Origin of the sequence: Micromonospora craterilacus (genome assembly GCF_003236315.1) — a bacterium.
GTDB classification, from domain to species: Bacteria; Actinomycetota; Actinomycetes; order Mycobacteriales; family Micromonosporaceae; genus Micromonospora; species Micromonospora craterilacus.
The window spans coordinates 21,574-27,746 of sequence record NZ_POTY01000075.1 but is presented as its reverse complement, the minus strand read 5'-3'; the positions used below and the strand labels follow the sequence as shown (position 1 = coordinate 27,746).

Genomic DNA, 6,173 nt, shown 5'->3' with positions numbered 1-6,173 from the left:
CCCGCCCTCCCGGCGCAGGTGGAAGACGATGGTCGGATCCAGGTCCCCACTCCGGGTGCCCATCACCAGGCCCTCCAGCGGGGACATCCCCATCGAGGTGGCCACGCTGCGCCCACCGGCGATCGCGCACGCGCTGGCCCCGTTGCCCAGGTGCAGGGTGATCGTGTTGACCTCGGCGTACGGGCGGCCCAGCAGCTCCGCCGTGCGCCGGGAGACGTATGCGTGCGAGGTGCCGTGGAAGCCGTACCGCCGGATGCCGTACCGCTGCGCGACGTCCCGGTCGATCGCGTACGTGGCGGTGGAATCGGGCAGGGTGTGGTGGAACGCCGTGTCGAAGACGGCGACCTGCGGCACCTCGGGCAGCGCGCCGCGGGCCATCGCGATGCCGGCGAGGTTCGCCGGGTTGTGCAGCGGTGCCAGCGGCACCAGGTCGGTGATGGCGGCCAGCACCGCGTCGTCGACCAGCGTCGGGGAGGTGAACCGCCGGCCGCCGTGCACCACCCGGTGACCGACGGCGGCGAGCCCGGTCAGGTCCAGCCCGGCCAGGATCTGCCGGACCGCGCCGGCATGGTCGGCCGGGCCGCCGCCGGGCTCGCCGATCCGCTCGACGGTGCCCTTGGCGGCGACGCGTTCCCCGTCGTACAGCCGGTACTTGACCGACGACGACCCGCAGTTGAGTACCAGCACCTTGCTCAGGTCACTGCCATGGCGCGGCACGCCGCCGACCTGGCCGCTGCGCTCGCTCATGACACCGCCTCGTCGGACGGTCGCGGAGCCTCGGCGAGCGCGGCCGCCTGGATGGCGGTGATCGCCACGGTGTTGACGATGTCCGGCACGGTGGCCCCCCGGGAAAGATCGTTGACCGGCCGGCGCAGGCCCTGCAACACCGGCCCGACGGCCACCGCCCCGGCCGAGCGCTGCACCGCCTTGTACGTGTTGTTGCCCGTGTTCAGGTCCGGGAAGATGAAGACCGTGGCCCGGCCGGCGACCGAGCTGCCGGGCAGTTTCGTCGCCGCCACGGCCGGGTCGATCGCCGCGTCGTACTGGATCGGTCCCTCCACGGCCAGTTCGGGCCGGCGCTGGCGGACCAGCGCGGTGGCCGCCGCGACCTTCGCCACGTCCGCCCCCGCGCCGGAGCTGCCGGTCGAGTACGACAGCATCGCCACCCGGGGTTCGATGCCGAACCGGGCCGCGGTGTCGGCGGAGGAGATCGCGATGTCGGCGAGCTGGGCGGCGTCCGGGTCGGGGTTGACCGCGCAGTCGCCGTACACCAGCACCCGGTCGGCGAGCAGCATGAAGAAGACGCTGGAGGCGACGGAGACCTCCGGCACGGTCTTGACGATCTCGAACGCGGGCCGGATGGTCGCCGCAGTGGTGTGGGTGGCGCCGGAGACCATGCCGTCGGCGTAGCCGGCCCACACCATCATGGTGCCGAAGTAGTTCGGCTGCGCGACGATGTCGTACGCCAGCTCGACGGTGACTCCCCGGTGGGCGCGCAGCTTCGCGTACGCCTCGGCGAACTCGTCGCGCCACTGGCTGGTCGCCGGATCCACCACCCGGGCCGCGCCGATGTCGACGCCCAGTTCCCGGGCGCGCCGGGCGACCTCGTCGGGGCGGCCGAGCAGGGTCAGGTCGGCGACTCCCCGGCGCAGCAGGATCTCCGTGGCGCGCAGGATCCGCCCCTCGGCCCCTTCCGGCAGCACCACGTGCCGGCGCCGGGTCCGGGCCCGATCGATCAGGTCGTACTCGAACATCAGCGGGGTGACCCGCTCGGAGCGGCTGACCCGTAGCCGGCTGGCCAGCTCGACCGTGTCGACATGCGCCTCGAACGCGCCGAGCGCGGCCTCCACCTTGCGCGGGTTGGCGGTGCTGGGCCGGCCCTCGATCCGGCTCGACGCGGCCACCGTGTGGTAGCTGTCACTGGGCACCGAGAGTACCGCGAGCCGGGCGTTCAGTGCCTCGACCAGCCGCATCGCCCGGGGGTCGGGCGGCACGCCGAGGGTGAGCACCAGCCCGGCCAGCGACACCTGGCCGGCAACATGCGCCGCGCTGGCCGCTACCAGCAGGTCGTCCCGGTCGCCCGGCATGATCAGCAGCGCGCCCTCGGTCAGGTGTTCCAGCAGGGTCGGCACGTGGGCCGCGCCGACCACGTAGTCGAGCACGTCGCGGCCGAGAGCGGTGTCGTCGCCGGCCAGCAGGGTGGCGCCGAGCGCCGTCGCCACCTCGGCCACCGTCGGCGCCGACACGCTCGGCACCTCCGGGATGGCGTACGCGGGCACCGGCAGCCGGGGCAGTGTCATCTCGCCCGGCACCCGGTTGGCGAGCACGGCGAGCACGGTCGCGCCGAGGTCCGCGACGTCGTGGTACGCCCCGCGGGTGGCGGCGGTGATCGCCGCCGGCTGCTGCCCGTACCCGTCCACCACGGGTACCACGACGCTGCCGAACTCCGTCGCCAGTCGGGCGTTGAAGGCCAGCTCGCGCGGCCCGGCGGTGTCACCGGCGCCGGCGAAGTCGCTGCCCACCACGACCATCGCCGGGAACCGCCGTTCCACGTCCCGGTAGCGTTCCACGATCCGGGAGATCAGCTCCTCCCGCCGACCGTCGGCGACCAGGGCGGTCGCCTCGGTGTAGGTGCTGCCGCACAGATCCTCGACCGGCAGCCCGACCCGGTACCGCTCGCTGAGCAGGGCGAGGATCGGGTCGGGCCGGCCGTGCGCGACCAGCGGTCGGAAGACGCCGATCCGCCCGACCTGCCGGGACAGCAGCTCGGCCAGGCCGAGGGCGATGGTCGACTTCCCCCCGCCCGAGCCGATGCTGGTCAGGTACACGCTCCGGGCCACGGAACTCACGCTACAAGATCCAGGTCGGTCCCGCCCGGGTCCTCGTACCCGGGTCCGCAGGCCGTCCGGTGCCGGCCTCGCCGCCGGGCGGCTGACCTCGGTGTCGACCGAGAGGATCTTCATTTTTGCCCGTCCGGACCGCGTCGGGGGCCGGATCGGACGATCTTGGTGGGGCCGTCAGTCTGATCATGGCTGGGCCGTTCGAACCGGTTCGGGCGGGGTTCGTCAGGCCGGGGAGGGTGGCCCGGGCGCCGATCGGCGTACCGGTCGAGCCGTCCCTCACGCTCCGCAGGAGCGCGGTCACGCCGAGGTCGGGTGGGCGGTTCGCCGACTGCAACTTGCATCCCGATGGCCGACTCCGCATGCAAGTCGAGGATCGCTCACTCCTAAACTCCCGACTCATGAACGCGGATCCCCTGGCCAGCGCTGATCCGGCAACCGGCGCGCTGGGCGGCAGGCGGTCCGCGGCAGACGAGAGCGGCGCCGACCAGCCGGGCCGGCCGAGCGTCGACGCGCTCACCATGATGCTGCGCACCGTGGACGCCCCGACCGTGGTGCAGCCGGCCGTCCGGGCCGTGGACGTACCAGCCGTGCCGCGGCCGGCGGTGGACGCACCGACGGTGATGATGGTGCGTGGCGACAGCCCCACCACCGTGATGGCGGCGATTCCCCAGCTACCACCGGTCTTCGTCGACCCCAGCGGCCGGCGTCGGTCCCGGCTGCGCTGGATCGCGTACGTCCTGGGGCTGGTGGGCCTGCTCTACACCGGACTGGTCGTGGCGAGCTTCGCCGGCGGCCCGGTCAACCCCGAGACGGTGCTGCCCTTCGTGGAGCCGACCCAGCAACAATGGCAGCCGCCGCCCGCGCCGTCGCAGCCCGCTGCCGAGGCGCCCGTGGCGCGCACACCGGCCGCGCCGCGGACCACCAGCGGTACACGGGCCCCGAGCACGACGTCCCGGTCCCCCTCGGCCTCGGCCGTACCGGCGGCGCCCAGCCGCGAACCGTCGTCGGCGCCGGCCGAACCCCGTTCGACACGGGCACCCGCGCCCGGGTCGACACCCAGCGTCGAACCGCCCTCCAGCGAGCCGGCTCCGGTCACCGCCCCTCCGGCCGGCGCCACCGCCGGTACGCGCGTCGATGGCTGACCGGCCGTCGCGGCGGAGCCGCCGGCCCGGGCTGGGCCGTCGGGTCGTGCCGCCACCGAGCTGGACCGTGTTCGGCGTGCTGTGCACCGTGCTGGCCGGCGTGCTCCTGGTCGGCGCGTACGCCAACGCGTCCTTCGCCCCGGACCGCCAGCAGACCCAGTCCGAGCAGCATGAGGTGCCCACGGAGGTGGTCACCGGTGGTCCGATCATCAGCAGCACGGCCGGGCAGACCCGCTCGTACCGGCTGCCGCCGCGGACCATCGCGCTCACCTTCGACGACGGCCCGGACCCGGTCTGGACCCCGGAGGTGCTGCGGGTGCTGGCGGCCCACCAGGTCCCGGCGACCTTCTTCGTGGTCGGGTCGCAGGTGGCCCGCCATCCGGATCTGCTCAGGGAACTGGCCGCGGGCGGTCACGAGCTCGGCGTACACACCTTCACCCACCCGGACCTGACCGCACTGCCGGGCTGGCGGCGCCGCATGGAGTACACCCAGACCCAGCTCGCCGTCGCCAGCGCGGCCGGGGTACGCACCTCGCTGATCCGGTTCCCGTACTCCTCGTACGCGGCGGCCATCGACGACCAGAACTGGCCGGTGTTCACCCAGGCCGGCGACCTGGGCTACCTGAGCGTGCTCAACGACACCGACAGCCGGGACTGGGCGCTGCCCGGCGTGGACCAGATCATCGCCAACGTGGTGCCGCTCGGATACTCCGGAGCCGTCACGCTCTGGCACGACGCGGGCGGCGACCGGGCCCAGACCGTGGCCGCCCTCGACCGGTTCATCCCGCTCATGAAGGAGCGCGGCTACCGGTTCGTCACGGTGACCGGGGGGTTGAACCTCGCGCTCGCCGAGGCCGGGATCGACCACCAGGTCAGCGTGGGCCAGCCGGCCGGTGCGGGGGAGCGCTGGCGCGGCCGGATGCTGATCTGGGCGGTACAGGGCGCGGACCGGACGCTGGGCGTGCTCGGCTGGATCTTCGTCGCGGTGGGCGTGCTCACCGTGGGGCGTACCGTCCTGCTGCTCGTGCTCGCCGGCCGGCATGCGCGCCAGCGCCGCGCCAAGGACTGGGCGTGGGGGCCGCCGGTCACCGAGCCGGTGTCGGTGATCGTGCCCGCGTACAACGAGAAGGAGGGGATCGCCGCGGCGGTCCGCTCCCTGGCCGGCGGCGACCATCCGGGCGGGATCGAGGTGATCGTCGTCGACGACGGTTCCACCGACGGGACGCCGGAGATCGTCGAGGCGCTCGGGCTGCCCAACGTCCGGGTCGTCCGCAAACCCAACGGTGGCAAGCCGAGCGCCCTGAACACCGGGGTGGCGCTGGCCCGGCACGACCTGATCGTGATGGTCGACGGGGACACCGTGTTCGAGCCGGACTCCGTGCGGCGGCTGGTCCAGCCGTTCGCGGACCCGCAGGTGGGCGCGGTCGCCGGCAACGTCAAGGTGGGCAACCGCGACAGCCTGATCGCCAAGTGGCAGCACATCGAGTACGTGATCGGCTTCAACCTGGACCGCCGGCTCTACGAGACGCTGCGCTGCATGTCCACCGTGCCCGGGGCGATCGGCGCGTTCCGCCGCCAGGCGCTGGAGTACGCCGGTGGGATGACCGACGACACCCTGGCCGAGGACACCGACATCACCATGGCGTTCGGCCGGGCCGGCTGGAAGGTGGTCTACGAGGAGACGGCGCGGGCCTGGACCGAGGCGCCGACGACCCTGGGACAGCTCTGGAAGCAGCGCTACCGGTGGAGCTACGGCACCATGCAGGCGATGTGGAAGCACCGCCGCTCGCTGCTGGATCGCGGTGCCTCGGGCCGGTTCACCCGTCGCTGCCTGCTCTTCCTGAGTCTGTTCGGGGTGCTCCTGCCGTTGCTGGCCCCGGTGATCGACCTGCTCGCGCTCTACGGGCTGTTCTTCCTCGACCGGACCGCGACGGCGGTCGCCTGGCTGGTCATGCTCGGCGTGCAGATGCTGACCGCGGTGGTGGCGTTCCGGTTGGACCGGGAGAAGCTGGGCGTGCTGTGGGTGCTTCCGTTGCAGCAGTTCGCGTACCGCCAGCTGATGTACCTGGTGATGATCCAGTCGGTGGTGACCGCCCTGACCGGCGGTCGCCTCGGCTGGCAGAAGCTCCGCCGCACCGGCCTGACTCCCACCCCGGCCAGCGCCCCCGCCAACTCGCGTTGACGGGCC

4 protein-coding genes are annotated in these 6,173 nt (G+C 73.2%); 2 read left to right on the top strand and 2 right to left on the bottom strand.

Annotated features, from left to right (window positions below; translation table 11 throughout):
- Together C1I95_RS14140 and pta are read right to left on the bottom strand one after the other, a co-directional pair.
- On the bottom strand, window positions 1-696 hold a 696-nt coding region (locus C1I95_RS14140), incomplete at its 3' end, for an acetate/propionate family kinase (RefSeq protein WP_369122539.1).
- Between the two features lie 47 nt (window positions 697-743).
- Window positions 744-2,849: a phosphate acetyltransferase gene (pta, locus tag C1I95_RS14135; RefSeq protein WP_111214282.1), complete on the bottom strand. Its 2,106-nt coding sequence runs from the start codon at window positions 2,847-2,849 to the stop codon at window positions 744-746.
- A gap of 392 nt (window positions 2,850-3,241) precedes the next feature.
- On the opposite strand from pta, the gene C1I95_RS35230 reads away from it, so the two are divergent.
- Together C1I95_RS35230 and C1I95_RS14125 are read left to right on the top strand one after the other, a co-directional pair.
- Complete coding sequence (locus tag C1I95_RS35230) at window positions 3,242-3,985, top strand: hypothetical protein (protein WP_158566397.1); 744 nt, start codon at window positions 3,242-3,244, stop codon at window positions 3,983-3,985.
- Complete coding sequence (locus C1I95_RS14125; protein ID WP_111214280.1) at window positions 3,978-6,167, top strand: bifunctional polysaccharide deacetylase/glycosyltransferase family 2 protein; 2,190 nt, start codon at window positions 3,978-3,980, stop codon at window positions 6,165-6,167. Before C1I95_RS35230 ends, C1I95_RS14125 begins: the two co-directional genes overlap by 8 nt.
- Window positions 6,168-6,173 lie beyond the last annotated feature (6 nt).

Coding starts and splice junctions, on each gene's coding strand:
- C1I95_RS14125 (WP_111214280.1), top strand. CDS start 3,978: ATGGCTGACCGGCCGTCGCGGCGGAGCCGCCGGCCCGGGCTGGGCCGT.
- C1I95_RS35230 (WP_158566397.1), top strand. CDS start 3,242: ATGAACGCGGATCCCCTGGCCAGCGCTGATCCGGCAACCGGCGCGCTG.